The 23,154-nt window shown below is 47.7% G+C and carries 22 protein-coding genes, 2 tRNA genes and 1 riboswitch; of the genes, 9 read left to right on the forward strand and 15 right to left on the reverse strand.

Annotation, left to right across the window (positions count from 1 at the left end):
* Window positions 1-40: 40 nt before the first annotated feature.
* Window positions 41-583 carry a GNAT family N-acetyltransferase gene (locus Q7J08_RS05935; RefSeq protein WP_304910773.1) on the forward strand — a complete coding sequence of 181 codons (543 nt, stop codon included), beginning with the start codon at window positions 41-43 and terminating at the stop codon, window positions 581-583.
* Between the two features lie 82 nt (window positions 584-665).
* On the opposite strand, the gene Q7J08_RS05940 is transcribed toward Q7J08_RS05935, so the two are convergent.
* The 7 genes from Q7J08_RS05940 to Q7J08_RS05970 form a co-directional block, all read right to left on the reverse strand.
* Window positions 666-1,220, reverse strand: coding sequence for a DUF2812 domain-containing protein (locus Q7J08_RS05940; protein WP_304910774.1), 555 nt, complete (start codon window positions 1,218-1,220; stop codon window positions 666-668).
* Entirely contained in the window at window positions 1,217-1,540 is a 324-nt protein-coding gene (locus tag Q7J08_RS05945; RefSeq protein ID WP_304910775.1) for a PadR family transcriptional regulator, read from the reverse strand. Before Q7J08_RS05945 ends, Q7J08_RS05940 begins: the two co-directional genes overlap by 4 nt.
* A 132-nt stretch (window positions 1,541-1,672) precedes the next feature.
* Complete coding sequence (locus Q7J08_RS05950; RefSeq protein WP_304910776.1) at window positions 1,673-3,622, reverse strand: carbohydrate-binding domain-containing protein; 1,950 nt, start codon at window positions 3,620-3,622, stop codon at window positions 1,673-1,675.
* A 384-nt stretch (window positions 3,623-4,006) separates the two neighbouring features.
* Window positions 4,007-4,936 carry a DUF1848 domain-containing protein gene (locus tag Q7J08_RS05955; RefSeq protein ID WP_304910777.1) on the reverse strand — a complete coding sequence of 310 codons (930 nt, stop codon included), beginning with the start codon at window positions 4,934-4,936 and terminating at the stop codon, window positions 4,007-4,009.
* 359 nt (window positions 4,937-5,295) lie between these two features.
* Complete coding sequence (locus Q7J08_RS05960) at window positions 5,296-5,589, reverse strand: hypothetical protein (RefSeq protein WP_304910778.1); 294 nt, start codon at window positions 5,587-5,589, stop codon at window positions 5,296-5,298.
* 294 nt (window positions 5,590-5,883) lie between these two features.
* Window positions 5,884-5,955: transfer RNA gene (locus Q7J08_RS05965), tRNA-Thr, on the reverse strand.
* A 115-nt stretch (window positions 5,956-6,070) separates the two neighbouring features.
* Complete coding sequence (locus Q7J08_RS05970) at window positions 6,071-7,297, reverse strand: NAD(P)/FAD-dependent oxidoreductase (protein WP_304910779.1); 1,227 nt, start codon at window positions 7,295-7,297, stop codon at window positions 6,071-6,073.
* A gap of 271 nt (window positions 7,298-7,568) precedes the next feature.
* On the opposite strand from Q7J08_RS05970, the gene Q7J08_RS05975 reads away from it, so the two are divergent.
* Genes Q7J08_RS05975 through Q7J08_RS05990 form a run of 4 tightly spaced genes read left to right on the forward strand, consistent with a single transcriptional unit; the run spans window position 7,569 to window position 10,112 of the window.
* Window positions 7,569-8,027, forward strand: a complete 459-nt coding sequence (locus Q7J08_RS05975) for a 30S ribosomal protein S15 (protein WP_304910780.1) — start codon at window positions 7,569-7,571, stop codon at window positions 8,025-8,027.
* 13 nt (window positions 8,028-8,040) lie between these two features.
* On the forward strand, window positions 8,041-9,240 hold the full coding sequence (locus Q7J08_RS05980) for a DHH family phosphoesterase (protein WP_304910781.1): 1,200 nt from the start codon (window positions 8,041-8,043) through the stop codon (window positions 9,238-9,240).
* The gene (locus Q7J08_RS05985) at window positions 9,237-9,488 is read left to right on the forward strand and encodes a KEOPS complex subunit Pcc1 (protein ID WP_304910782.1); all 252 of its coding nucleotides are present in this window, start codon (window positions 9,237-9,239) and stop codon (window positions 9,486-9,488) included. The genes Q7J08_RS05980 and Q7J08_RS05985 overlap by 4 nt, the downstream gene beginning before the upstream one ends.
* 3 nt (window positions 9,489-9,491) lie before the next feature.
* The gene (locus Q7J08_RS05990; RefSeq protein ID WP_304910783.1) at window positions 9,492-10,112 is read left to right on the forward strand and encodes a 30S ribosomal protein S3ae; all 621 of its coding nucleotides are present in this window, start codon (window positions 9,492-9,494) and stop codon (window positions 10,110-10,112) included.
* Between the two features lie 110 nt (window positions 10,113-10,222).
* On the opposite strand, the gene Q7J08_RS05995 is transcribed toward Q7J08_RS05990, so the two are convergent.
* Complete coding sequence (locus Q7J08_RS05995) at window positions 10,223-10,714, reverse strand: alpha/beta hydrolase (protein ID WP_304910784.1); 492 nt, start codon at window positions 10,712-10,714, stop codon at window positions 10,223-10,225.
* Between the two features lie 5 nt (window positions 10,715-10,719).
* Window positions 10,720-10,878: a hypothetical protein gene (locus tag Q7J08_RS06000; protein ID WP_304910785.1), complete on the reverse strand. Its 159-nt coding sequence runs from the start codon at window positions 10,876-10,878 to the stop codon at window positions 10,720-10,722.
* A gap of 83 nt (window positions 10,879-10,961) precedes the next feature.
* Between Q7J08_RS06000 and Q7J08_RS06005 the strand changes: the two genes are divergently transcribed.
* Complete coding sequence (locus tag Q7J08_RS06005) at window positions 10,962-12,164, forward strand: MFS transporter (RefSeq protein ID WP_304910786.1); 1,203 nt, start codon at window positions 10,962-10,964, stop codon at window positions 12,162-12,164.
* On the opposite strand, the gene carB is transcribed toward Q7J08_RS06005, so the two are convergent.
* Both carB and Q7J08_RS06015 read right to left on the reverse strand, forming a co-directional pair.
* On the reverse strand, window positions 12,161-15,322 hold the full coding sequence (gene carB, locus Q7J08_RS06010) for a carbamoyl-phosphate synthase large subunit (RefSeq protein ID WP_304910787.1): 3,162 nt from the start codon (window positions 15,320-15,322) through the stop codon (window positions 12,161-12,163). The genes Q7J08_RS06005 and carB overlap by 4 nt on opposite strands.
* Window positions 15,315-16,376, reverse strand: a complete 1,062-nt coding sequence (locus Q7J08_RS06015) for a carbamoyl phosphate synthase small subunit (protein WP_304910788.1) — start codon at window positions 16,374-16,376, stop codon at window positions 15,315-15,317. The genes carB and Q7J08_RS06015 overlap by 8 nt, the downstream gene beginning before the upstream one ends.
* Window positions 16,377-16,851: 475 nt before the next feature.
* On the opposite strand from Q7J08_RS06015, the gene Q7J08_RS06020 reads away from it, so the two are divergent.
* Window positions 16,852-17,928: a lipase family alpha/beta hydrolase gene (locus Q7J08_RS06020; RefSeq protein ID WP_370651239.1), complete on the forward strand. Its 1,077-nt coding sequence runs from the start codon at window positions 16,852-16,854 to the stop codon at window positions 17,926-17,928.
* A 12-nt stretch (window positions 17,929-17,940) separates the two neighbouring features.
* Here Q7J08_RS06020 and Q7J08_RS06025 read toward each other — a convergent pair whose 3' ends face one another.
* The 3 genes from Q7J08_RS06025 to Q7J08_RS06035 form a co-directional block, all read right to left on the reverse strand.
* Window positions 17,941-19,434: a preprotein translocase subunit SecD gene (locus tag Q7J08_RS06025; RefSeq protein WP_304910790.1), complete on the reverse strand. Its 1,494-nt coding sequence runs from the start codon at window positions 19,432-19,434 to the stop codon at window positions 17,941-17,943.
* Complete coding sequence (locus Q7J08_RS06030) at window positions 19,431-20,336, reverse strand: protein translocase subunit SecF (RefSeq protein WP_304910791.1); 906 nt, start codon at window positions 20,334-20,336, stop codon at window positions 19,431-19,433. Before Q7J08_RS06030 ends, Q7J08_RS06025 begins: the two co-directional genes overlap by 4 nt.
* A 61-nt stretch (window positions 20,337-20,397) precedes the next feature.
* Entirely contained in the window at window positions 20,398-21,204 is an 807-nt protein-coding gene (locus Q7J08_RS06035) for an EFR1 family ferrodoxin (RefSeq protein ID WP_304910792.1), read from the reverse strand.
* Window positions 21,205-21,435: 231 nt separating this feature from the next.
* Window positions 21,436-21,547, forward strand: a riboswitch (TPP riboswitch).
* A gap of 40 nt (window positions 21,548-21,587) precedes the next feature.
* On the opposite strand from Q7J08_RS06035, the gene Q7J08_RS06040 reads away from it, so the two are divergent.
* Both Q7J08_RS06040 and thiE read left to right on the forward strand, forming a co-directional pair.
* Window positions 21,588-22,355 carry a sulfide-dependent adenosine diphosphate thiazole synthase gene (locus tag Q7J08_RS06040; RefSeq protein ID WP_304910793.1) on the forward strand — a complete coding sequence of 256 codons (768 nt, stop codon included), beginning with the start codon at window positions 21,588-21,590 and terminating at the stop codon, window positions 22,353-22,355.
* On the forward strand, window positions 22,352-22,984 hold the full coding sequence (thiE, locus tag Q7J08_RS06045) for a thiamine phosphate synthase (protein WP_304910794.1): 633 nt from the start codon (window positions 22,352-22,354) through the stop codon (window positions 22,982-22,984). The genes Q7J08_RS06040 and thiE overlap by 4 nt, the downstream gene beginning before the upstream one ends.
* Window positions 22,985-22,998: 14 nt before the next feature.
* On the opposite strand, the gene Q7J08_RS06050 is transcribed toward thiE, so the two are convergent.
* Window positions 22,999-23,072, reverse strand: a tRNA-Met gene (locus Q7J08_RS06050).
* Window positions 23,073-23,154: the final 82 nt, after the last annotated feature.

The raw sequence follows: 23,154 nt of genomic DNA on the forward strand, positions 1-23,154 counted from the left end.
ATTGATTAATAATAGTTGAAAGGGAATAGGTGAGGTGATTATGATCGAGACGAAACGGTTGATCCTTCGGCAGATCGTAGCCTCCGATGCAGAAGATATATTTGCCTATTCAAGGGGACCAAACACCGGTCTGAATGCGAGCTGGAAACCTCACGAAACGCTGAGAGAGACCAGGAGAATCATGCAGGAGGTGTTTCTCGGCCAGGGGAGCGTTTTTGGGATCGTGCTGAAAGAAACCAATGTACTGATAGGTAACATTGGTCTGATCGGGGATGAGATGCGTGAGAACGATTCGGTCCGGATGCTCGGGTATGCTCTTGGGGAAGATTTCTGGGGACATGGTTTCATGACCGAAGCAGCAAAGGTTGTTATTGGTTTCGGGTTTGAAACGATGCAGCTCGATCTTATTTCGGCGACATGTTATCCCTTCAACGTCCGTTCGAGGCGGGTCCTCGAAAAACTCGGGTTCCATTATGAAGGAACACTCGCTCTCGCAGAAAAGAGATATGACGGTAAAGTTTTCGATAAGGATTGTTATTCCTTAGCGAAGACTGCGTATTCTGAGAATAAGCAGGGATCCTGATAAAAAAAAGGTAGTAAGTCACTATTTTTCTGTTGTTTGACCGTGATATACGCGGCCAAAAGGAGTTCGGTTTTTTGCGGGATCATTCGCAGATCAGCTGTTCGCGTCTGAGTGATTTTATCTTTCGTGCAGGTTTTAACCCAAGATGAAGCAGGAGAAGACCCATTACAACTAGGAAAACCACACATCCAAGGTTCAGCCACGCCATTTGACCCAAAACGATCCATCCATAGATGAACGCAGCCAGATTTGCCGCGGCAATAATGAACTCGAGCCAGACAAAAGTAAACCAGAGATTTTTCATCGTTGAGAGGCGTTTTATCTTTGAGTCGATGTCGGTGTAAAGTTCGAACGGACCGCTCGCCGCCTCTTTTCGTAAGTACACCCATCTGAACACAGATGCTACACAGACAACGCCGGCCTCTTCCAGGAATCTGAGATAGGCAACGCTTTCCGGCGACGACGGAAGATTTTCCAGAAGTTCGATTTGGTAGATGTACTTTCCCGGCTCGGTCTCTTCGAAGGTGTATTTCCCAAAGAAGAAACTGTATAAGGACATGCCCTTTGCCGCCATCTCGTTCAGCCACTTCTCCTCTTTTTCATAATCGGAGATCCATCTCCATGTTGCGTGCTTCATGATGTTGCCCCCGTGATCTTTCTACCGTTTTTAAGAAGTTCTTCGAGTCTCTGTATTTCATAACTCACTACTTTTTTTCCGGATTCGGTTATCTGATACTCTTTTTTTCGTGAGTCTGATTCGCCGGCAGAGATGATCCATCCTTTTTCCAGCAGCGTATTGATCGCTCCATACAATGTTCCCGGCCCCAGATTGACCCGGTCACTACTCATTATTTTTACATTCTGCATTATCCCGTAGCCGTGCATCGGTTCGTAGAGAGAGAGCAGGATGTAATAAGCTGCTTCCGTAAGGGGAGATTTTTCCAACGTAAGTGTCATGATGTATTCCGTGTGACGATGTATCGTTAAGCGATGTATCACTTGACGATATATTGTTGTATCGTCATCCGATATAATAGTTGCTGGAAAAAAGGGGAGGGGTTCATTACGTCCTGCTGGTCATCAGTTCCGTCAGGCACGGGCAAATCCCCCGCCGAACCCTGAAGAGACCGATCCGTACGATCCCGCAGTTTCATCCAGCGTGATCTCTGTAACGGTAGTCCCGATCATAAGTGTATAGGTCGAACCGATCGTCATATCCGGGGAACTGATTATCACGGAATTAAACGAGAGCGACGAGGTATAGGTGAGGAGGACGCTGCCGGAGGCATCGGTGAGCGAAAGTATTGTCCCGGCCTGGGTACTGGTATCGAAGTTATACATGATGGATGCCTGCGTCGATGAAGAATCGAATCCTTCCGCCATCGAAGAACTTCCAATTGCCAATACGATACCCCCATTGACAACACACGTTCCGCCGGACTCGGCCCCCGCATCAATTGCACTGTTTCCGTTGTTGTTTGCCTCGACATACAAGGTACCGCCGTTTATTGTGAGATCACCGTTGGAATCCACACCGTCTCCCGAGGAGGAGAACACCGAGATTACTCCGCCGGTGATCGTGAGCTGGGCGAGATCCCCGCTTTCGGTAAGGACGGAACTGAAAGAGTCCATGTCAAAGCTGCCGCCGCCCATCATAAATCCGCTCCCGTCAGCCCCGCCTCCGGCATTCATACAGTCATCGGTCGAGGTTATGTCGATCTGGCCGCCGTTAATGGTTATCGCAAAACCTTCCAGCCCTTCGTAGCTTTGGGTAATCGTGACCGAACCATCGTGTATCACGAGATTCTCATCGGCATGGATGCCGTCATCTCCCGAAGCGATGGAAAAGGTGCCTCCCTGAATCGTCACATCGCTATTGGAATGGATACCGTCGTCCTCACAGTCGAGAGTTATTGTCCCGCCGGTGATGAGAACAAGTTCGTCGGCCTTCAGGCCTTTTGCACTCACGCTGTCGTCATCTGTGGTTGTAGTTGTCGGAGTGAAACCCTGGCCCCCGCCCATTTGAGCAGTCATATTTCCGTCGAAGGCGGACCTGGTCATATTCATTTCACTTCCCGAATCAATGCCTGACGAAACAGGCATCGTAGTCATATCGGGAACACTGCCTGTAAATCCAAGATTTCCCGAGACAGCGGTCCCGCTTCCTTCGCCGGTGGTGATATCGATGTCGCCTCCGGCAATCCGAAGAATTGTTACGGCTTCAATTCCATCACCAGTAGAGGTGATCGTAATACTGCCTCCGTCGATCGAGATGAATCCTTTTTCTTCATCATCCATCTGATCGGCCTGTATCCCTTCGTCACCGGCATTGATGGTTATGGTGCCGTCATAGATCTTCACGGAATTCTTTCCATGGAGTCCGTCGCCGACTGCAGTTAAATTGTATGTGCCACCGGCGATGATTAGATTGTCCTGCGAGGAAATCGCGTGGAGATAGTTGCCGGTCACGATCAGCGTACCCTGACCATTGAGCGTGAGATCGCTGCGTGAGTAAATCACGGCTTTGGCTTCCTTACCGTCGATTGTAGCGGCATACACACTGCCGTCTTCGAGGGTATTGACACTGCCTTCGGCGAGAGTGATGAATACTTTGTCGGCCTGTGCCGCATATATGGCCGGGTTATCCGAACAGGAAATATCAACGCCGTCAAGAACGAGCTGGACCTTGTCACTCTCGCCGGCATATATAACGATCTGGCCGTCGGAAAGACTGCCGCGTGCGATATACGTGCCTTCATCGGTGATGGTTATCACATTGCCATATACCGAAGCCCCGGATCCGTCAACATAACTTGCTCCGTCGGCAAGATACAGAACCGTCGCTGAATCTTCGTCATATGAGGGATCGAGATCTTTGGCGGAGTAGGTGATATCTATAGTGATACCGTCGGTTGATACATTTCCCGTTTCTGCGGATCCGAGAACGGACGGAGCAAACAGAATGAGACTCGCAAATACTATTCCAAGTGCCAGAAGAACGAACGTGACGATGGCGATCCGTTTTTCTGATGGTTCCATTATCTCACCCTGACGAGCAACGGGCTTCTGGAATCAGGGATAAAACCGGCAGACCAGATATGCAAAGCAGAAAACGATTTCTCTGTTTGGTATTTTGTAGATTCTTTTGATGATTGAGGGGAGATAATTGTCATATTGTACTTCCATTATACTTTCTGAGAGTCAGAGACCCGCATGTTCTCACAGCAGGTTGTACGAATCGAAATTGATTCTTTTCTCTCATTCAGAAATATATATTAAAGTAAAACATATTTAACATTTTGGTGCAGTAACTATACATAAGTCTGTGATCAAAGCAGATGTCGATGGTACGGAATACTCGATAAAACCGATGTAGCCGATAAAGTTCGGGATGCGGAACCGGACCTTCATTTGTAGAGAGGCTCAAAAGAGAGGCGTCTGACCGTCACGCAGACGTGTCTGACGGGCATTGGTGACGATATCGCCGTCGGCCGATGTGCCGATGAGGAAGGGGGAGGAGGAGTCATGGAGCGAACGATTGTTTTGGACGGTTTTTTGATCATAATTCGCATAACAGTACACACATCCGTGACCACAGGTATTGTAAACACCGATATCGCAGTTGAGCAGACAGGAGCAGGAGCTGCGTGTCGATATGCTGCCGGAATCGTGACGAAGTTTTTGCCCGACCGCACGTTCCAGAACCTCACGGGTGAGGCATCCGGAACAATCGACGCCGTATGGTGAGAGTTCCGATCCTTCAGCACAGGATTTTATTTTTATTCCGTACTCGCGACCGATCTCACAGAATGTTTTTCCAAGAGTGATGCGATCCTTTGGTTCCATTTCCTTTCCGGCAGGGAAGTTTCGTCTGGTTTTTTCATAGAGGTCGAGGAAGCTGATGACGCAGACGTCGGTGTATCCGGAAAGTTCCGCCGCCATTTTTTCAAATGCAACGGTGTGATACTCAGGGGAATATTTTTCTGTCAGAAAAATCGGGTCATACCGCCAGCCGATCCGGTTGAGTCCGACGATTCGGGATAGGTTCTGAAATGAATCGATCACTTGTTCGACCGAAGGAACATGAGGTTCGATCTCTTTTCCGTATGGGGTGATGGTGACATACCAGAACTGACCGAATCCGTCCAGTTCATGGATTCTCGGAAGCATCGGTGCAGGATTTTTGGTACAGAAGTTGATACAATCCACGAGATCCGGGTTCAGCAGGTATTTCGTAACCTTCTGAGGAAAATACGGGTTACGTACGAGAACATACCCTTCCTTGATACGATTGTAGAACCATTCGCTGAAAAATGCAGGGATATCTGTCCTGCTTCCGGTATTGAGGATCATGGCGGGTTCACTCTGATAGATTTTATTTTCGAGGAGATATAAGGGGTGCGGGAAAACAAAAACAGAAAAGGGCGTGATGAAAAAATACCACAAGCAAAAACATATTATTAAAAAAATAAAAAATGATTATGTTAGTTATGGTTTGCAATGTTCAAGATTGCAATACACCCAACAGCAAACATAAAACCATACCAAAATGTACGAGCTTCTGGTTTGAATGCTTCTTTTGGTATGGCAATATTCAATTGGTTAGTAGAACCAGTTTTTTTTATTGACATCATTACGATCTCACCCCCCTTTTGAATAAGTAGCAAAAAGGCGGACCTTTCTGCCCTTCCTTCGACTTTTTATCTGGTTCATTATTCATTATTTAGTGCCTCAAACAATTTAGCCAAAAGATAGACCCCGGCAGTAATTATAGCAATCATGGCAAGCAATGTCATAAGATCATTATTTTCCATTTCTCCGAGAGCCGCAACGTATTTATTGATAGTATTTTTATTAATTCCAGTCTGTTCTGAGATTTGAAGATTATTATACCCCTTATTTCTCAGGAGCATAATATCTTTGAGAAGGGCAGGATTAAGTTTATATTTTTTTGATATCTGAATGAACTTCTCATTTGCTCTTTCAATATTATCATCATATGTCATACAATAATATTGGAGGTCATAATATATAAGTATTATTGACCATATTTGGTTATTTAAAACATTATTAGTTAACATGACTATTCAAATTAACCAATAATAATCTTGATCACGAATTACTTACCTCCAAAGTATTTCTCACGATAATCAATATAATCTCCGCCATATTTTTAAGAGTGCAAGAAGAGAATGGTTACATAAAGTAATTGCATCAAGAAAAACGGATTGAAACAGTTTTTGGAGAAAACTTTCACGAAAATACAGTTAATTTAAATTTGATTTCAGAAAAAGAAAAGAAGCCTCAGGCGAGAGTTGAACTCGCGACCTCGTCCTTACCAAGGACGCGCTATACCACTAAGCCACTGAGGCAACAAAATATTGCGATAACAAGATACAACTCAGACTCATTTAAACATTATGAATCGAGGGCATAATTTTGAAACTGAAAACAGCCCCGTACCAAAAAATCAGGGGCAAACCCCACTCACGCGCACAACATCCTAAGGATCGTTTTCGCCGCGACAAAACCTGTGGAAAATGCCGCCTGAATGTTGTATCCTCCGGTATCCCCGTCGATATCCATCACTTCTCCCGCAAAAAAGATGCCAGGAGCGATTTTCGACTCACAGGTCTTTTTATTGATCTCCGCAAGCGGGACCCCGCCGGCAGTACACATTGCCACACCGAAATCTCCGACCCGCTCAACAATAACAGGGAACCCGGTCAGGTTTTCGACTAGTGCGCCCCGCATCTTCGACGTCAGCTGCCCGCCGGTCGTTCCTTCAGGAATACCGGAGATCTCCACCAGAGCGCGAGTGAGACGATCCGGACAGGAAAGACCGGAAAGAAGATTCTGGATCTGCTTCCCTCCTGACTCGGCGGTCCGTTCTTTGAGAAGGGTATCAACTTCCTCCGGGGAAAGAGGAGTGAACGCGATTCTGAGCTGATCTCCTGCCCGCATCCACCTCGACGCATCCAGGATCACCGGACCCGAATAGCCAAAACGGGTGATCAGCAGATCGCCCTCCCGGGTCATCAGCTTCTTCCCTTCGTGCCATATGCTCACCTTCGCCGGAAGAGAGATCCCTGAAAGATCCCAGAGCAGATGGTCATCGACATATACCGGCGTCAAAGAAGGTTCCGGCAAAACGATCGTATGACCCAGCGATTCCGCAAAGGCATAACCGTCCCCCGTCGAGCCGGTCCCAGGGTATGACATCCCGCCTGTCGCGATCACCACGTACTTTGCCTGATATGCGGTGAGGGAAGTCTGCACAGAATATCCTCCGTTGTTTGGGGCGACAGACTTCACCACCTCCGAATAAAATATCTCAACTCCTGCCTCATCACAGGCATCCAGCAAAGCATCCAGCACATCATCCGCCCGAAGCGAAACGGGGAAGACCTTATCGTTCTCGTTTGTGAACAAAGGCACGCCGCGATGTTCGAAGAAATCCATCACGGTCTCGTTCGAACACGCCATCAGAGAAGGCTTCACAAAATTCCCATGATCCCCATAGTTTCCGGTGAACGTTTTCACATCACCGGAATGCGTGAGATTACACTGACCGGAACCAGCCAGCAGAAGTTTTCGACCCGGCAGTTTCATCTTTTCCAGAATGAGAACCTTGGCCGGTGCAAGATGGGCGGCACAAAACAGTCCTGCGGGTCCTGTCCCGACAACGATCACATCATACTCACGCATACTCATTGTATGTACGTACGTCCCAAACCCTTATTATTGATCCCCTCCAACATATACGAAGCACTTAGGTGCTGACTGAAGTAAGTCCGACGTGTCTGTCTACTAAGACACTGCCATATGGCTATGGGATTACGACGAGTCAGCTGTATTATACATGCTGCTCTTTTCGTGACTTACGACCATACCTGTCAAATTACAGTATCCGCGAATACGTCGTCAGGTTGGTTCTCCACCCGGTACGGATGGGCGGACAGTCTCTTTCGCGAGGTGATAAATAATGGCACGAATGCATGCTAGAAGAAGAGGAATTGCATCCTCTGTGAGACCATACAGAAAAGAAGTTCCTGCCTGGTCCAACTCCGATGTAAAAGAGATCGAGGGTAAAATCATCGAGATGCGCAAAGCAGGACTTTCCTGTGCACAGATCGGTCTCGTTCTCCGTGACAAACACGGAGTCCCGAACGTAAAACTCGCAACCGGTAAGAGGATCAATGCCATCGTTCGTGAGAACGACCTTGACACTGACATCCCTGAAGATCTGCGTAACCTTATGCACAAGGCTCTCGGAATGAGAAAACACCTTGAGCAGAACAAGAAAGACCTTCACAACAAACGTCAGCTCCAGCTGACCGAAGCAAAGGTCCGCAGACTCGTAAAGTACTATGTCGGCAGCAAACGCTTACCCACTGGCTGGGTCTACAAGCCGGAGACTGCAGAGATTCTTCTGTCCAGATAAATCATCATAACCCATGTCACTTGAAGAAGCCGCAAAAAAAATCGCTGACCGCCTGAGAGGGATGGAGTACGTGGAAATGTACGCCCACCACGATGCGGACGGCATATCCTCGGCGGCGATCATGTCCATTGCCCTGAAACGGGCGGGCATCGCGTTCAGGCTCAGGTTCCTACCTGTTCTCACGAACACCGATGTCACGAATCCGGACATTTCCCTTCTTTGTGATCTGGGTGCGTCGTGCACCGATTTACCGGAAACGACAATGATCATCGATCACCACGTGCCTTACACCACCTCCCAATACCATATCAACCCGCGACTGTTCGGTGCAGACGGCGAGACGGAACTTTCCGCTGCCGGATGCGCTTATCTGGTCGCAAATGCCCTTTTTGATAATCGTGACCTTGCCGGTCTGGTTCTTCTCGGCATCATCGGAGATGGTCAGAAACTCATCGGGATGAATGAAAAGATCATCGGTGAGGGGATCGCGAATAATCTGATAAATCCGGGGAGAGGAATTCATCTCGCCGGCAGGAAAACCAGAGAGCAGATCGAATCTGCGTCCTCACCCTATCTTCCTGGTCTTTCCGGAAACAGCGGAGAAGCTGAGGAGATCACAAAGATCTGCTCGGCAAAGACGTCGGATGAGACTTACCTTGGTTGTCTGTTATCAGAAATAATCGCACGGTCCAGTGCTTCGTATGATGCTCTGATGAACCTGTACGGTGATACCTGGAGCCTTGAGAGAGAGAGCATCCAGAATGCCCATGCCCTGACAACAGTCGTTGATGCCTGCGGTAAAGCAGGCAGAACCGATATCGCGTTCGGGCTGGCATGCGGAGATGCTTCCCTTCTGAAGGAATGCTGGGAGACCGCCCTTTCTTTTAAGAAAAGGGTGATCGAAGCCGCAGGTTCAGCGAGACGGGTTGCAGCGAATGCATGGATGGTGGATTCTGTCGATACGGTAAGCGATGTCGCTGACATGTTTGCCGAATCGGAGAACCGACCTCTTTTCGTTCTTTGCAGAGGAGAGTCTTATCTAAAAGTCTCTGCCCGTGCCCCCCGGACCGCGAACGTAGACTTTGAGCAGTTCATCGGAACTGCAGCAAAAACGTTTGGCGGAAACGGCGGAGGTCACAAGACCCGTGCAGGAGGGGAACTCCCGCTTGCATGCGAGGCTGAGTTTATCAGATCTCTGGGGGCATTTGTATGAAGATTTACGGTGAAATCAGGTCGAAGAATCTGAGTGCTGATGAGATCGAAAAATCTCTCGCTCCGGATAACGGCGGATTTATCGAAACTTCTTTTGAGGACGGGTGTATTGTAGCAAGGGTGAACGGTGAGTCGCTTCGGTCGGTTATCGCGACAGTTGATGATTATCTGATGAATCTCTCGGTTGCAGAACGTCTCATCGAGACGATCTGTGAAGAGAATACGTTAAAAAATAATTCAGGTGAATAAACCATGGCAAGAAAAAAGCAGAGTGGTGGACGCAAAATCGAGGGCTGGAAAGCAAAGAACTGGTATAAAGTTCATGCACCGGAGTTCCTCGGTAAGCAGTTCATTGGAGAGATCATCTCTTCAAATCCGGAAAATGTTCCGGGTCGTGTAATGACGGTTAGTCTGGGCGAACTGATCCAGGACTATTCCAAACAGAATGTTCGTACATCCTTTAAGATCATGACCGTTGCAGGAGATGCAGCATACACCCAGTTCAACGGTCATGAGATGACAAAAGAGTTCGTTCGTGCAATGGTAAAGAAAAGAGCCACCCGTGTCGACAGCACGATCACGGTCACTCCTCTTGGCAGCACCCGCGAACTTCAGGTCACTATCACTGCATTCACTATCAACCACGCAAGACTTGGCCAGGTCCAGGAACTTCGTTCAATGATGGTGAAGGTCGTTGAAGACGCCGCAAAAGAGTCAGACTTTGAATCCTTTGTTTCCGCTATGCTGAAAGGCGATCTTTCCAAGAAGATGTTTGCCGCATGCAAGCCGATCTTCCCGATTCGCAGAATCGAGATCATCAAGTCCGAGTCGGTCAGCTCAGCAGCAGACCGTGCAGCAGCCCTTATCCGTTAAATACGGATAAACTCTTTTTTTTAGAGATACGCACAGTATCTCAGAAAACTTCGCCGAGGCGGAACCACGTATGTCTCAAGAATAATGACAGTGGAAACCTGAGTTCACATTCATTCATTTTCGGTGAATGCAGGATCCCACTGAACATGGGAGATGGAGATCCCGGGTCGCGGGTTTTCGATGACAAGGTCATCCCCGTCTGCAAAAAGCATCATGCCGGTGAACTCATCAGCAGAACAGAGGAGATGCTGCTCGGGATGGGTCCCGCGTTTTATGTCACACCGCATTTCGATTTTTTCTGCGGCCGAAACGACATAGGAAAGGCGCTTTCCTGCCGGATGTGTTTTTGGAAGAGCGATGACCGGCAGATGATATGTCCGGACCATCTCAAGAAGATAAAGAGCGGGAAGAACTTCACCGCCTTCCGGCGCTGACACGATGATCAGATCGCCCGGGTACACACCCTGGACAATCTCGTCCGTGTCGGTCTCGATCAGAAGAGGGAATTTTTCGAAGGCTTTGGAAATTACAAGAAAAGAAGAGATTCCACGGATGATGACCGGCTGGTCACCTCTCAATGGAACGCGAAGATCACCGGTCATTCAAGTTACATCTCGGTAACGTCTTCTGACTGGCAGGTCGGGCACATCGGGTGTTTGCCGATTCCCGTAAACGTCGCCCCGCAATCATTACATTTATACTTCTTACCTCTGCCCTTTAAGGGGTCATTGAGGTCAACATCGACAGGTCCGCCTGCTGAACACATAATTCATTTTTGGGCGGGCGTTGTATTATGTGTGTCGGTGAATACTCAAACCCTTTATCAAATCACGTCGAATATCAACACAAATGTCAGAAGAGAGTGTACAAAAAAAGTTCATCATCTACTTTTGCATAATCGGCTGTTTTGCGATATTCTCGACAACGATCGCGAAAAACCCGGTGCTCCCCTTATTTACAGAATCCCTTGGAGCAAATGACGCATATCTGGGACTGATTGCCGCCGTTTCTCCTCTCGCCGGAATTTTGTTCAGTTTTCCAATAGGAGTGATATCAGACAAGCTTGGTCGAAGAAAACTCCTCATTGCATCGGGATGCGTATTTCTCATTGCCCCGTTACTCTATCTTCTGATAACAGATCCGATCTTTCTCATACCCGTCAGATTCTTTCATGGATTGGCGACCGCGATTCTTGGACCGGTGATCGGAGCGATAATCGCTGAAAAATTCGGGAGCAGAAAAGGAGTGATGATGGGAACGTACAGTTCAGCCACGCTCGTCGGCAGGACTGCCGCCCCTCTGGTAGGAGGGTTTATCCTCACGCTGTTTGCCCTTGCACCGGGATATACTGCATATCATATGGTGTATCTTGCAGCGTTTTGTGCTGCCATTCCGGTATTTATTCTGATACTTTTCTTCCATGATACAAACGGCAGTGTCAAGAAGATAACCATTGCCGATTTCACAAAGAGTCTGAAGACTTTTCTTTCGAACAAAGGTCTGCGTGCAGCATCCATCGCTGAGATGATTACCTACTTCTGCTTTGGAACGTTTGAAACATTTTTACCAGTCTATCTTCTTTTCACCGGCGTTCCCGCATGGCAGACAGGGATCATTTTTGCCGTGCAGGTCGTGGTCATTGCTCTGACGAAGCCTTTGTTTGGCAAACGGGCAGACAGCGGAGATCCACAAAAACAAATCGCCGTGGGTATGCTTATTACTGGAGTATCCCTTGGAGCCATGGGTCTGGCTGCGGATTTTTGGATACTGCTTGCCCTCAGCTGTGTTTTTGGGATAGGCATGTCCCTTTCGACCGTCGCGACGAACGTTTATGCTGCAGATACAGCAGAAAAAAATGAACTGGGAGCATCACTCGGCGCCCTCTCCTCGATCATGGATATCGGGCATGCCTCGGGTCCGCTTGTATGCGGGATCGTTATTACCTTAGCCGGATATCAGACCGGATTTGGCCTTTGCCTTCTCCTGTCAGTATTTGCGACAGTCTTTGTGCTGATCACCGGGCAAAAAAGGGAAATGAGTAAGGGTTATTAACCGATGTAGTGGCTCAGCGGTTCGATGGTGACCTTGTTAGTCTTCATCGACTCTATTGCCTGTACCGCAGCTTCAGCCCCGAAGATCGTCGTGATATACGGGATCGAGTAATCGATACTTGCCCGCATGATCTGCAGATGATCTGCCCGTGCATTTTTATCGCCGGGTGTGTTGATGAGTAAATGAACATCCAGTGCCCGGATCATATCCAGGATGTTTGGAGAACCTTCCTGAACCTTTCTAACAAGGTTCATCGGGATATCATTCTGGCCAAGGAACTTCACTGTGCCTTCGGTACCGTAGAGTGAGAAACCGAGATCGTGGAGTTTCTGAGCGATGGGTAATATTTCCATCTTCTGGGTATTTGTTACCGAGATGAAGACATTTCCTTTCAGCGGGATGGTGTTGTCAGCTGCCTGACTTGCCTTGTAGAATGCTCTGCCGAAGTCGTAATCGATACCGATGACTTCACCAGTACTCTTCATCTCCGGACCGAGGATCGGATCGACACCCGGGAGTCTGGAGAACGGAAGAAGAACTTCTTTTACTGCAACATGTTTGATCTCTTTTTCCTCGTACCCGAGATCTGCAAGTTTCTTGCCGATCATCAGTTTTGCTGCGATCTTTGCAAGAGGAATACCGGTTGCTTTTGCGACAAACGGAACGGTCCTGCTGGCCCGGGGATTTGCCTCAAGGACATAGACCTTTCCTTTGTGCAGAGCATACTGGATGTTGATCAGACCGATAACACCGAGGGAAAGAGCGATCTTTCTTGTGTAGTCTTTGACCGTTGCGATCTGTTCAGGGGTAAGGGTCTGGGTCGGGATAACACATGCGGAGTCTCCGGAGTGAACACCGGCTTCTTCGATGTGTTCCATCACACCGCCAATGAGAACGTCTGTTCCATCACAAACTGCGTCCACATCCAGTTCCGTTGCATTGTCAAGATATCTGTCGATCAGGACTGGGTGGGTGTTGGAAACACGCACTGCTTCTTTGATGTAGGTCTGAAGTTCGAGTTCATCGTGAACAAGTTCCATTGCCCGGCCGCCGAGGACGTAGCTTGGTCTTACAAGGACAGGATATCCGATCTTGTTGGCGATCGCATAGGCTTCCTTTTCGGAGTAAGCAGAGCCGTTTGCCGGTGAGGGAATGTTGTTGTTTTCCAGAAGGACGCTGAACCGGTTTCGGTCTTCAGCAACATCCATATTTTCGGGACTTGTTCCGAGAACTTTCGTCTTCAAGCCGAAGAGTTTGATTTCTTCCTGAATTGGGATGGCTAAGTTTACGGAGTTCTGACCGCCGAACTGTACCATAACACCGTCATAGTCGCCTTTTCGGAGGATGTTGACAACATCCTCAAGCTGCATGGGTTCAAAGTACAGGCGGTCCGAGGTGTCGAAGTCGGTTGAGACCGTTTCGGGGTTATTGTTTAAGATATGGACCTCAATCCCTTCTTCACGCAGGGACTTGACTGCGTGAACAGTACAGTAATCGAACTCGATTCCCTGACCGATACGAATTGCACCGGAACCAAGGATGAGGACCTTTTTCTTGTCGGACTGAGTAAGTTCGCACTCCTGTTCCCACGTGGAGTAGTAGTAGGGAGTTTTTGCGGGGAACTCTGCCGAGCAGGTGTCGACCATCTTGTAGGTCGGCAGACCAACAAGGCTTTCGATCTTGTAGATGTTCCAGCCGGTAAGTTCACGGATCTCGGCGTTGGAGAAACCGAATTTCTTGGAGGTCTTGACAAGATCTTCTGTCGGGTGGTCACGGAGCTCAAGCTCAATGTCCACGACATTCTGGATCTTTTCTAAGAAGAACGGCTCGATCTGAGTGAGATCGTAAACTTCTTTGACGGTCATTCCAAGGCGGAAAGCATCAAAGAGTGTGGGGAATCTCTCATCGGTCGGACGGGAGAGGATCATCCTGATCTCATTTAAGTCGGTGTGCCGGTAGATATCCGTATCAAGCGAGCGGAGAGCTTTCTTGAATCCTTCTTCAACGGTACGGCCGATCGCCATGACCTCGCCGGTACTTTTCATCGATGTGGTAAGGGTCCGGTCAGCGGTCTTGAACTTGTCAAAAGGCCACCTGGAAACTTTGACCACGACATAATCGACAGCCGGCTCGAAACATGCAGGTGTACATCCCGTGACCGTGTTCTTGATCTCGTCAAGATGCAGACCGATGGCCACTTTTGCTGCCACACGGGCGATCGGATAACCAGTTGCTTTGGAGGCAAGAGCCGATGAACGCGAGACACGCGGGTTGACTTCAATGACCCGGTAGTCACCGTTATTGAAGGCGAACTGAATATTACATCCACCCTGGACGTTGAGTGCACGGATGATTTTGATTGCAGCACGCCGCATGATGCCGAACTCGTCAGAGGTGAGAGTAAGGATCGGAGCAACGACAATCGATTCTCCGGTGTGGATACCCATCGGGTCTACGTTTTCCATACCGCAGATGATGATACAGGTATCTGCCGCATCACGCATGACTTCAAACTCGATCTCGTTCCAGCCTTTGACCGATTCCTCGATCAGGACCTGGTGGACACGCGACTTTGTCAGACCATGTTCTACGATATTTCTGAGTTCTTCTTTGGTGTTAGCAACTCCTCCGCCGGCTCCGCCAAGTGTGTATGCCGGACGAATGATTGCGGGAAGACCGACTTCTTCGAATGCTTCATCAAGCTGTTCGATCTTGGTTAAGATGAAACTCCTTGGGATCGGCTCGCCGATCTCGATCATCAATTTCTTGAAGAGATCACGATCTTCACCATGATAGATAGCTTCGAGCGGGGTTCCAAGAATCTGGACGCCTTCAAGAGCCCCCATTTCATAGAGTTCGGCTGTAAGGTTCAGACCGGTCTGACCGCCCATCCCTGAGAGAATGCCGTCAGGTTTTTCCTTTTTGATGATTTCTGCGATGATTTCTGCTTTAAGAGGTTCAACGTAGACTTTATCGGCGGTTTCCGGATCGGTCTGGATCGTTGCAGGATTGGAGTTGACTAAGACAACTTCGATCCCTTCTTCACGAACAGCTTTACATGCCTGAGTTCCTGCATAGTCAAATTCGGCAGCCTGTCCGATCTGGATAGGTCCTGATCCAATGAGGAGGACTTTTTTAAGTGAAAGGTTTTTAGGCATCAGGGATTCCTCTGTACATGATATCGTAAATTGGTTTTTCCACGCCGTCGTAAATTCCATCGTGTTCCGGGTGGAACTGTACACAGTACACGCCAAGGTCGTTGTTGACGAATCCTTCGACCGTACCGTCGTTTGCATTAATACAGTTTACTTCACAGCCTTCTGGGAGACTGTCGGCGACTACGGCGTATCCGTGTCCCTGGAAAGTTACGGCAACCGTTCCGTCAGAGAATTTAACAGGCTGACTTGCTCCTCTGTGACCAAGTCTGAGTTTTTCGACCTGACCTCCTAGAGCTGCAGCGATGATTTCCGAACCCATGCAGATTCCGTGTACCGGGATGGTTCCAAGGATATCTTTCACACAGGAGATTGCTTTTGGTGCGGCAAACGGATAACCCGGCCCATTCGTTAGGAAAAGGGCACTCGGTTTGTCAGCAAGGATCACATCGGCCGGCGTTCCGTAGGGGTAGACATAGATATCTGCACCGCGGTTTTTCAGGCTGGTGAATACTGATTTTCTGCATCCAAGATCAAGGACGGCAATTTTTTTGCCCTTTCCTTCGATGTGATATGGAGCCGGACAGGTTACACCTGGAATAAGTTCGCGGGTTTCCTGGATTGGAGCAGCCTGCGCCATGTTGACGGCTTTGTATCCGTCATCAGAGCCGGTGATAAGGGCAGCACGCATAACTCCCTGTTCACGCAGTTTGATGGTGAGCATCCGGGTGTCAACACCTTCGATGCCCATGAGACCGTTATCCTCAAAGAATTCGCCAAGGGTTGGCTGATGTTTTGGATGAACGCAGAGTTCACGCACAATTGTTCCCGCAGCGTGAACTTTGTCATGCTGGAGCTGATCTTTATTTGCTCCGTAGTTTCCGACAAGTGGATAACCGAACATAAGTAGTTGTCCGGATACACTCGGGTCACTAAGGGCTTCCATGTATCCTGAGGATACAAGGGTGACAACCAATTCACCGGAAGCAGAACCTTCAACGCCAAAGCCGGTTCCAGTGATGATTGTCCCATCTTCAAGTCCTAAGACAGCCTTCATGATTTTGTACCATTATACATGTCTACAGGATAGATAATAAGATTAATCAATGATGACAATTTATATTTTTTATAATATATATTCAATTTAAAAAATATATGGCAATAATTAAAAATAACAATATATTTTAGCAAGAACAATATATGTCGTTACAGAAGATATGTTCATTACCCACGGTAACCCACTACAAACATGTATGAGACTTGGAGCCGTCATAGCATTATTCGTCCTTATGTTATGTACAACCACGTTTATGGCTGAGACAAAAACCCAGGAGAGAAAAAATCCAGTTATATTTATACCTGGCATCATGGGGAGCCGATTATACGATTCTGAAGGCAACATCGTCTGGATGGAGTATTCTCTGAAACTCACAAAACTTGGAGAGAGGATGAATATGCGGAATACCTTGATGGTGAAAAATAATGGGATCGATCAGGTAACGTTAACCGAACATGAGCGCGAGTACGGGGTGATGGGCCCATTCGAATATCCATATAAAAAAATAGTAGACCGCCTCTGTGATGAGTTTCCAGATAGGGGAGTATACTTTTTTTCCTATGATTTCCGTCAGTTAAAATCTGATTCCTCAGATTTGTTACATCAGCAGATTCAGAATATCCTGCAAAAGACCGGCGGGTCTAAAGTTGACCTGGTAGCACACAGTCTCGGCGGGCTGGTCGTTTCAACATATCTGGAAACATATGGTGAGGAGCACATCAGGAAAATCATAATGGTCGCAACCCCGTATGAAGGAACGCCCGATACAATAAACACAGCTTTGACCGGGGAGCTGACATACGTCCCGGCAGGGTGGCTTGAAGCAGTAACTAAACTTTCGAAAGAGGTGCGGATAAGTTTTCCTTCGACAGCAGAGCTGATCCCAACGAATGCATATGACGACCTGCACCCGGTATATCTGTATACAGAAAACATTCCAATAAGTGATGACATACAAGCGACGGAAAACACGTTTTCAGAGGGAGAGCCGTATTACACACCCGCCGGTTTTACCAAAGACGCAGGACAGAATGTCTACAAACCGCTGACCGGGAATCAATATGAGATCATTCTGAGAAAGATCTTTGGTGATGGACATGCCCTCAGACTGATAAATGACAGCCGGATAATCACCACAATGGATAGATCATACTTTGCCGTCGGCATAAATCATCAGACGATACGGTCACTGATATTCTCGGATGCTCCATCGGATCCCGGGATTACTCACATAATATACGATCACGCAGGTGACGGATGTGTTCCGGAGGAGTCAGCAACTATGTATGGATATCTCGAAACTCTTGGAAAGGACACACAGGGGAATGAGCGTTTACTCAAAGTAGAAGCAGAGCATGGGGGTATTACAAGTCATGACAAAGCGCTGGACTGGATCATTACGATTCTCTCTGACAAATCAACTGCGAACATCCAATCAGATCCAGTCATCACAGACAAAACAGTCATGGTAAAGATTGCAGGCCGCCAGGAAATCATGTCCAAACTACAGAATTTGGTTACGTCAATCAAAAATCAGAAAAACACTCAATAAAAATAAAAAAAATTATTTTGCCATGATCTCCATCACAACCTTACCATATGCAGGGCGGGTGAGGAGAACACCGATCAGGATACCAAGGATACTGATGATCGCAAATCCCTTCAAGGTGGAAAGATCCATGATGATCAGCGGGAACATGGCGATGATAACCGTGGCTGCTGAAGTCATGATAATAACAAGAGCACGTTTCAGGCGTTTGAGATATAGTGCCTGAGACGGGACACGACCTTCATGCATGACCTCGTCTGTAATGATGACCAACTGATCTATACCCGTTCCGAGAACCGCGATCAACGCCGCGATGGCCGCAATATCCAGCTGCTGGATGAAAACGGCAATACCGAGAAGAATGATGATCTCGGAAACATTCGTGGCGATCATCGGGAGAACGATCTCAGGAGTACGGTATCTGAGGTAGACCATCAAAGCAACTGCCGCAAGAGCAGCAATTGCTGCTATCAGACAGACAACTTTGAAGTAGTCTCCAAGGACCGCCGAAGTTGAACCGGACCCGGCGATTTGAACCTGAACCGGAAGAGCACCGGCACGGAGATGGATCTCAAGTTCCTGTGCCTGTGCTTTACCTTCATCCCCGGAACCGGTTCCGGCATACAGACTGTTCACCGGATTCTTAGCGATCGAAGATGCAAGATCAGATGAGAGTGGTGCACTGTACACGAGATTACCATCAAGATACATTTCCAGTTCGTGGGCAGTCGGGTTCGTGGTTGCACCATAATAGATGCAGGCCTGCTGAAGTGCTTCTGCACCGGCATTATCAATACCGAATGCTACACCCCAGTTGTTAGAGCCAGCAGGGTTCTGGGTCGGAGTCTGGACCGAAACGACCGAGTCACCATATAAGACATGAGCCGTTTCATTTCCGGTCGTAACGATACGAAGCTCGAAGAGACCCTGTGTCCCGACAAGTTCCTGAGCTGTTTGCAGATCTACGCCCGCCATCTCAATGCGGACAAATTGGGTAACACCATCCATATTCGTGAGCGTGTTGACCTTCACATCACTCGTTCCAAGACTGTTTAACTTGGATTCGAGAATACGCTTAATCGTATCTGCCGTATCAGTACCAACTCCTGGATTTGACCCAACATATGTGGCACCTGCAGCCTCAACTGCGGCACGAAGTTCATCTACGGTCGCAGATTTCTGAACTTCGATCTTGGTCAGACTGATAGGAACAACAGTACAGTCAAGTGTTTTTCCCACACTTTCCGCTACTACGTTAACATCAGCACCCTGACCAATGGTGACGACTTCGGACTGGAGCTCCAGTTGTATCCATGAACCTCCATCCAGATCGAGACCGAACTGCAGATTCGTAAAACCTTCACGGTCACCAAACGGAACAAAGATCGCCGCAAGTGAAAGAGCCACCAGTACAAGTACAAGAATCACCCGTGGGTCACGAATCACAGCACTCCAGCCGGTGTACTCCTTCTTCGCTTTTTTCGGGGCAGGGCTTTTTTTGGAACTCATTGTTTCGCACCTCTGTTATCCTTTTTAGGTTGTTTTGGCGTTGCCTGGGATTTTTCCGACCCGGACAGATACATGCGGAGAACTCCGGCATTGAAGCCCCAGGTAAAAATAATATCACAGATAAGACCAATGATCAGGACGGCTGCAATAGAATACAGCATGGGAACCTGACCGATAAATGCAACAAGGAACATGGCAACGATTGCGGCAAGGGTCGTGGTAGTCATAATGATACCTGTCCGAAACGCGCCCTCCATTTTTTCCTCAAGCTTTCCCTGACGCTTAAGGACTTTCGTTGTCAGCAGGATGTTGCTGTCAACAGAGTAACCGATAAGCATCAGAAGAGCGGCGGTCGTCGCAAGGGATAATTCAATTCCAAGGATGTTCATTACCGCGGCGGTTATGGTGATATCAGCCACACCAGCACAAACCACCGTAAGGGCAGGGACGATTTTTCTGAACGCAATGAAAACCACCACTGCCATCCCGATGAAGGCGAACAAAATCGCCCACATCGCCTGGGACTGGAGGGTTGCTCCAAAGTTTGCACCTATCTGATCAATGCTCGCCTCAGGATATTTCGAAAGAGTATAATCGTTAAACGTCATCATGTCCTCATTGGACATCGGACCAAACTTAAGGTAATACCCTCCCGAGCCAATACCTTCGTCAACGGATTTCAAATCATATCCATTGTAAAAAGCGACAATTTCTTCTTTGGTATCATCCGTATGAATGGTAACCGCTGTTCCACCGGCGAAATCAATACCGGGTGTGACAGGCATTCCTGTCAATGCAAACGTTATGCCGACGATCACCAGAGCGATACCAAAAAGGACGGCAGGTATTGCCATCATACGTTTTGGATCGTATTTGTTGATGTCGTATTTGGGGAGTTTCATACTGAACTAATATTTACGTTCAATGAATATATACACGTTCATATGTATGAAAAAAGAGAGATTATTTTGTTTCAGAGATTCCTTTCTGTTCAAGCATGTCTGCTACGGTCGCATTTGCGTGATGATACCGCTGACGATTGGCAGTTTTTCCACCACAGGACAATGCTTCAACAGGGCAGAACTGAAGGCAGGCAAGGCAACCCTCGCAGGTATGGAGCCACTCTTTTTTTCCGTGAGGAAGGGGGTGGATATTGTTTACCGGACATATCCTAACGCAGATTTGACAACCGTTACACGAAGGGCTGACGACAAATTTTTTGTCGAAGTTGTGTATGTTTCTGATGAAGGGGCCATACATAAGCCTCATGATGCTGCCGATCACAGTGAATCCCACGATAGAACCCCGGCGTTCTTTGATATCCTCCACAATAACTGCCACTTTACGAAGCGCGTTTTCCCGGATGGTCTTCTCAACGGACTTCTCCGGCGGAGCGCTGAAGGGGATATAGTTATCGGGCATCTGGATCCACCAGGCTGCGTTAAGTTTGTGCCCGCTTTTCTCGCACAGAGCAGCGATCTGTTTTGTCGGCGAACCGCTTTTTCCTCCTTCGGTAACAACAGAGAAAACATATCCTGCATGTGAGAGATCAAGAAGCGCGAAAAAATTTACAACGATTTTGGGGAGACCCATGGCATAAAGCGGGTAAACTATTCCGACGTTTACATCATCGGGAACAGTGACCTTCTCGCCGATGAGCATGAGTTTAGGGATGGGGGCGAGTTCGGTTTCAGGGAGTCGGGTGGATATTGCTTTAGCCACAGCGAGTGAATTACCCGTTCCGGTAAAGTAGTAAAGTATTGTTTTCATGGTGAAGCGCACCTCCGTTTGATAAATATGGAAAGTCTAGACGATTAATCCTTGTGGCTGAGTAAAATGATTTTACTCCAATAATTTCCAAATACGGGACAGTGGAACCGGCAACATAACCGATAAACAAGGACAGGAGATATATCAATCCTCTATGCATCAGATAACATGCAAACTAATTGATCCATTTTTCTCATCCGAATTACGAACATTCCTTATGTCATGAACACAGACATGATATTGGGGTGCTGTTGCAGATCTAAATCTGACTGCAACGGCTGAGATTATACCCATATAACCTGATCCGGGTAATGCCGGCGTAGGGAGTCGTTTTCCTATATTTGCCTGTGCATTATCCGCCTAGATTCAGGGAGGATAACAGAATGGATTTGGAAGTAACCAAAGCAATCACAGATTCCTGGTTTTTAAGACTACAGAATAATCTTTGTTTCGATGTGGCAATTGTAGGAACAGGGCCGTCAGGGCTTATTGCCGCACTAAAAATTGCAGAAGCAGGCTTTAAAGTCTCTATGTTTGAGAGCAAACTTGCTCCGGGCGGCGGTATGTGGGGCGGAGCCATGCTGTTTTCATCAGTTGCGATTCAGAATGAAGCTGTATATATTTTGGATGAACTTGAGATTCCCTATGAACGATACAACGATAATCTCGTCATATGCGACAGTGTTCTGGCAACCTCTGCCCTGATATATAGGGCAGCAAAGAGAGGTGTCCTAATTCACAACGGTATGAGCGTAGAAGATGTGGTATTTAAGGACAATAGAGTGTCAGGAGTTGTTGTGAACTGGGGTCCTGTTGTAAGAGAAGGACTTCATGTAGACCCTCTTTCATTCAGAGCAAAGATTGTGGTAGATGCAACTGGACATCCCTGCATGATTTCAGAAACAGTTGCAAAAAAGAATAATGTCACTCTCAATACGCCGACTGGAAAAGTCTGTGGCGAGCGTTCTCTAAATGCCGCTGAGGGTGAGACAGAAACAGTGCTAAATACCAAAGAGATTTATCCGGGGCTCTATGTCTGCGGTATGGCAGCAAACGGAGTATTTGGATCCCCGCGTATGGGACCAATATTTGGAGGAATGCTTCTTTCAGGAGAAAAAGTTGCGAAACAGATTATTGAAGAGTTAAAATGACAAAAAATGATTTCGGGCTCTACCTGATAATCACAAAACCTTTTTTTCCCTATAAAAAAATCGCCGAAACTGCGGTTAAGTATAATGTGAAATATCTCCAGTTGAGAGAAAAAGAATTAAGCGACAGAGATATTCTGCAGGCTGCTGGTGAAATCATGAGTGTAACAAACGGAACTGAAACTCGGTTTGTGCTGAATGACAGGGCCGACCTTGCATATCTCTGTGGTGCGGACTGCCTTCATCTGGGCCAGGAAGATATCAGCATAACAGATGCAAAAAAGATATGCGGCGAAAAGGTTAGTGAATTTGGACTCTCGACCCATAATCTGAAACAGGTAAAAGAGGCCGTAAGGCTAAAACCTGATTATATCGGATTTGGACCGGTATTTCAGACCCCCACTAAGAAAATACCCGACCCCGTCACCGGAACAGAAATCATCGCTGAGGCAGTAGAATTGGCCGGAGATATTCCGGTCGTTGCAATCGGAGGCATCAATGGAGAAAATCTCACCAGTGTTCTGGATGCAGGTGCAAAAAACGTGTGCATGGTCAGATATTTTATGGACAGCGTTCATTTTGAGACGAGAGTAGAAAAGACGGTTGACATCCTGAAAAATTACGACAGATAATTCGAAAAAAACAGTGCTGCGAGAGGGATCCGAACCCCCGATCTCGGGATTATGAGTCCCGCGCCCTAACCAGCTAGGCCACCGCAGCAAATATGCATTACAAGAATGCTGTATCCTGATATATAGATTACGAAATGCCGGATCAATACATATGTCAGGTTATACGGGAT

The organism is Methanocorpusculum sp. (assembly GCF_030655665.1).
Classification (GTDB): Archaea; Halobacteriota; Methanomicrobia; order Methanomicrobiales; family Methanocorpusculaceae; genus Methanocorpusculum.

Coding starts and splice junctions, on each gene's coding strand:
- Q7J08_RS05935 (WP_304910773.1), top strand. CDS start 41: ATGATCGAGACGAAACGGTTGATCCTTCGGCAGATCGTAGCCTCCGAT.
- Q7J08_RS05940 (WP_304910774.1), bottom strand. CDS start 1,220: ATGAAGCACGCAACATGGAGATGGATCTCCGATTATGAAAAAGAGGAG.
- Q7J08_RS05945 (WP_304910775.1), bottom strand. CDS start 1,540: ATGACACTTACGTTGGAAAAATCTCCCCTTACGGAAGCAGCTTATTAC.
- Q7J08_RS05950 (WP_304910776.1), bottom strand. CDS start 3,622: ATGGAACCATCAGAAAAACGGATCGCCATCGTCACGTTCGTTCTTCTG.
- Q7J08_RS05955 (WP_304910777.1), bottom strand. CDS start 4,936: ATGATCCTCAATACCGGAAGCAGGACAGATATCCCTGCATTTTTCAGC.
- Q7J08_RS05960 (WP_304910778.1), bottom strand. CDS start 5,589: ATGACATATGATGATAATATTGAAAGAGCAAATGAGAAGTTCATTCAG.
- Q7J08_RS05970 (WP_304910779.1), bottom strand. CDS start 7,297: ATGAGTATGCGTGAGTATGATGTGATCGTTGTCGGGACAGGACCCGCA.
- Q7J08_RS05975 (WP_304910780.1), top strand. CDS start 7,569: ATGGCACGAATGCATGCTAGAAGAAGAGGAATTGCATCCTCTGTGAGA.
- Q7J08_RS05980 (WP_304910781.1), top strand. CDS start 8,041: ATGTCACTTGAAGAAGCCGCAAAAAAAATCGCTGACCGCCTGAGAGGG.
- Q7J08_RS05985 (WP_304910782.1), top strand. CDS start 9,237: ATGAAGATTTACGGTGAAATCAGGTCGAAGAATCTGAGTGCTGATGAG.
- Q7J08_RS05990 (WP_304910783.1), top strand. CDS start 9,492: ATGGCAAGAAAAAAGCAGAGTGGTGGACGCAAAATCGAGGGCTGGAAA.
- Q7J08_RS05995 (WP_304910784.1), bottom strand. CDS start 10,714: ATGACCGGTGATCTTCGCGTTCCATTGAGAGGTGACCAGCCGGTCATC.
- Q7J08_RS06000 (WP_304910785.1), bottom strand. CDS start 10,878: ATGTGTTCAGCAGGCGGACCTGTCGATGTTGACCTCAATGACCCCTTA.
- Q7J08_RS06005 (WP_304910786.1), top strand. CDS start 10,962: ATGTCAGAAGAGAGTGTACAAAAAAAGTTCATCATCTACTTTTGCATA.
- carB (WP_304910787.1), bottom strand. CDS start 15,322: ATGCCTAAAAACCTTTCACTTAAAAAAGTCCTCCTCATTGGATCAGGA.
- Q7J08_RS06015 (WP_304910788.1), bottom strand. CDS start 16,376: ATGAAGGCTGTCTTAGGACTTGAAGATGGGACAATCATCACTGGAACC.
- Q7J08_RS06020 (WP_370651239.1), top strand. CDS start 16,852: ATGGGCCCATTCGAATATCCATATAAAAAAATAGTAGACCGCCTCTGT.
- Q7J08_RS06025 (WP_304910790.1), bottom strand. CDS start 19,434: ATGAGTTCCAAAAAAAGCCCTGCCCCGAAAAAAGCGAAGAAGGAGTAC.
- Q7J08_RS06030 (WP_304910791.1), bottom strand. CDS start 20,336: ATGAAACTCCCCAAATACGACATCAACAAATACGATCCAAAACGTATG.
- Q7J08_RS06035 (WP_304910792.1), bottom strand. CDS start 21,204: ATGAAAACAATACTTTACTACTTTACCGGAACGGGTAATTCACTCGCT.
- Q7J08_RS06040 (WP_304910793.1), top strand. CDS start 21,588: ATGGATTTGGAAGTAACCAAAGCAATCACAGATTCCTGGTTTTTAAGA.
- thiE (WP_304910794.1), top strand. CDS start 22,352: ATGACAAAAAATGATTTCGGGCTCTACCTGATAATCACAAAACCTTTT.